Consider the following 3,318-nt stretch of genomic DNA (forward strand, 5'->3'; position numbering starts at 1 on the left):
GGCGCCGCCGGTACCGCCCTGGTCGGCGCCTCCGGGCTGGCCGGCCGCTTCAGCGCTTCGGCCCAGGAGGCCGCGCAGGGCGCGGTCGACGCCGGCGGGCACGCCGTGTTCCAGCATGGCGTCGCCTCGGGTGACCCACTGCCGGATTCCGTCCTCTTGTGGACCCGCGCCACCTCCCATCCGGGAGACGTTCCCGGCGCGGGCGCCGGCACCGTCGTCAAGCTCCTGTGCGAGGTGGCCACGGACGATTCCTTCGGCACCATCGTCCTGACGGGCGAGGGCATCGCCGACCCCGCCGCAGACAACACCGTCAAACTCGACGCGACCGGCCTGGCCCCCGACACCTGGTACAGCTACCGCTTCACCGTTGCCGAGGGCGAATTCGCCGGCCAGGTCTCCCCGATCGGCCGCACCCGCACCACCCCGGCCGCGGGAGCCGCGCCCGACAAGCTGGGCATCGCCCTGACCTCCTGCGCCAACTGGGAAGCCGGCCACTTCTCCGCCTACCGCGACATGGCGGACAACGCCGACGTCGACGTGATCATGTGCGTCGGCGACTACATCTACGAGTACCCGCGCGGCGAATACACCGGGAAGAGCGGCGCCATCCGCGACCACGAGCCGGCGCACGAGATCATCTCGCTGGCCGACTACCGCCGCCGCTACGGCCACTACCGCACCGACGCCGACCTGCAGGCCGCCCACGCAGCCAAGCCGTGGCTGGTGACCTGGGACGACCACGAGGTGGCCAACGACAACCACGCCACCGGCGCCGAGAACCACGACCCCGCGGCGGAAGGCGACTACGTGGCCCGCCGCGACGCCGCCATCCAGGCGTACCTGGAGTGGCTGCCGGTCCGCGCCACCCCGTTTTCGCAGGGCGGCCACCTGTACCGCTCGTTCAGCTACGGCACCCTGGCCGAGATCGTCATGCTGGACCTGCGCACCTACCGCGACCAGGCGCCCGAGTTCGTCAACATCGGCGACACCGACGACCAGGGCCGCACCATGCTCGGCTCGGAGCAGATGAACTACCTGCATTCGCGGTGGAGCACGTCGAGCGCGAACTGGAACCTGGTGGGCAACTCGGTGATGTTCACCCCGGTGCTGATCCCGCCGCTGGACCCGCAGACCTCCGGCGCGATCGCCGAGCTGATGGGCCTGCCGCAGGACGGGATCCCGTACAACTCGGACCAGTGGGACGGGTACGCCGCCGAGCGCCGGCGCCTGATCCGGATGATGGCGGACGAGGGCCTGGACAACGTCGTGTTCCTCACCGGCGACATCCACTCCTCGTGGGCGTGCGACGTGCCGGTGACGCCGGGCCGCTACCCGGGCGATGGCGTGGCCGCCGCGGAGATCGTGTGCGCCTCGGTCAACGCGTCGAACATCGACGACATCGTGAAATTGCCGCAGCGCAACGCCATCTCACAGACGGCGGAGCAGGCGCTGATGGCGGCCAACCGGCACCTGAAGTGGATCGAGTTCGACCACCACGGGTACGTCAACGTGCAGGTCCGTGCCGACGAGATCCTGGCGGAGTACCGCTTCGTCGAGGACAAGACCATTCCGGGACAGCCGCTCTACCCCGCCATGCGGTACCGCGTGCGCCGAGGTGAAGGCGTTTCACCTGCGTAAATGCGTTATTCGGCGCAGATGCCAAGCCCCGCAAGCGATGTCGCTTGCGGGGCCCCTGTGTTTCCGCCATTCACCGCCTCTTTGCCGGGGGTCCGGGCCTTTGCTTGACGACGGTTCCGGGAAATGGCCGGATCATCGCAGATCATGCCCGCAACCGGCGATTTTTGCGTCAGGAGTGCACGATGCGGTGTCGAGATTGTTTGCGTTATTTTGTCGCGGGAATATTTTTCACCGCCATGTCGCGAGCGAATGATCAAAAGAGATTCTGAGAATTGCCGAAGTTTCGAAAGTGAATTGCCGCTGATCAATTTAAGTGGTATAAAATCGGACGTCAGAAGCAAAGACGTCGTCCAGCCCACGGATGCTGGGAATCCCCGGCGCCGTCAACGAAGATTAAGGTGCACACCATGGCGCGCAAGGAAGTTATCCAGTACATCGACGATCTCGATGGAACCCCCCTGAACGAAGACGACGTGAAGGTCGTCCGCTTCGGATATCAGGGCCGCAACTACTACCTCGATCTTTCCGCGGACAATGCGGCGAAGTTCGACGAGGCACTGCGCCCCTACGTGGAGAAGGCGCATGCCGACGACTCCGCCCCGGCCACGCGCACCCGCCGCGGCACCAACCCGAATTCCACCAAGCAGCGCGAGCGCAACCGCATCATCCGCAAGTGGGCGAAGGACCGCGGCATGGACGTCGCGGACCGCGGCGCGCTGCCGAAGTCCATCATCGACGAGTACGAGGCCACGCACTCCTGATCGCCGCTGTGTGACCTCTTCTCGACCCACGTGACCGGCCCCGATTCTTCCCGGCCGGTTTCGCGGGTCCCCTGAGCCCGGAAAGGGATGGGGCCCGATGCTGGAACCCCTGGTCTTCGTCATTTCGGGGATCTTGAAGGCCTGGCACCTCGTCGTTGCGGCGGTGCCGGGCGTTTCCGTGTCCGCGGCATGGACCGCATCGGTGATTCTATTGTTGATCACCGTTCGAATGGCATTGCTGCCGTTTTCGTACCGGCAATTGTCCATGGGCCGCAAGACGGTGAATCTGCGCCCGCAGTTCGCGGCGATCCGCGCGAAGTATTCCCGCAGCGTCGATCCGAATGCGCCCCAATACCAGCGGTGGGCCATGCAGGAGCTGCGGGAGAAGCACGGGATCAGTTTTTGGGCGGGCCTGGTGCCGCCTCTGGTCCAAATCCCGGTGTTCATCGGCCTTTTCCGCATGCTCCGCCGAATGGCCAACGCCGGTGCCCACGGTTCCGACCAGGTCACCGAAGGGGTCGGTTTCCTCAGCGGCGCGGAGGTGCGGGAGTTCGCCTCCGCCACGTTCTCCGGCGTTCCGCTGCCGGCGTATCCGGCGATGCCGCAGGCCCAATTCGCCGAACTAGGCACCACGTTCGCCGCGGTCATCGCGGTGTGCACGCCCCTGATTTTCGCCGCCGCCACGTTCACCGGCATCAACATGGCGATTTCCATCGATCGCCTCCGCCGCACCCTCGACCACGGTTCGCGATTCATGCGCGGCACCTACAAATACCTGGTGGCCGTCACCTTCTTCGCGGTCGCCTTCCCGCTGTTCTTCGGCTTCTTCGGCCCCGCGCCGCTCGCGATCGTCGTCTACTGGGTCTGCAACAACCTGTGGACGATGAGCCAGAACGCGATCATCACCATCATCCTCGAA

The 3,318-nt window shown here is 66.0% G+C and carries 4 protein-coding genes; 3 read left to right on the forward strand and 1 reads right to left on the reverse strand.

Annotated features, from left to right (window positions below):
- On the forward strand, positions 1-1,638 hold a 1,638-nt coding region (locus GX015_RS04665; RefSeq protein WP_291343161.1), incomplete at its 5' end, for an alkaline phosphatase D family protein.
- 5 nt (positions 1,639-1,643) lie between these two features.
- Here GX015_RS04665 and GX015_RS04670 read toward each other — a convergent pair.
- Entirely contained in the window at positions 1,644-1,946 is a 303-nt protein-coding gene (locus tag GX015_RS04670) for a hypothetical protein (protein ID WP_291343162.1), read from the reverse strand.
- A gap of 99 nt (positions 1,947-2,045) precedes the next feature.
- Here GX015_RS04670 and GX015_RS04675 point away from each other — a divergent pair, with 99 nt between their 5' ends.
- Positions 2,046-2,399 carry an Lsr2 family protein gene (locus tag GX015_RS04675; protein ID WP_291343163.1) on the forward strand — a complete coding sequence of 118 codons (354 nt, stop codon included), beginning with the start codon at positions 2,046-2,048 and terminating at the stop codon, positions 2,397-2,399.
- A 97-nt stretch (positions 2,400-2,496) separates the two neighbouring features.
- A partial coding sequence (gene yidC / locus GX015_RS04680) for a membrane protein insertase YidC (protein ID WP_291343164.1) occupies positions 2,497-3,318 on the forward strand: 822 nt, incomplete at its 3' end.

This window comes from Corynebacterium sp. (assembly GCF_012837295.1).
Classification (GTDB): Bacteria; Actinomycetota; Actinomycetes; order Mycobacteriales; family Mycobacteriaceae; genus Corynebacterium.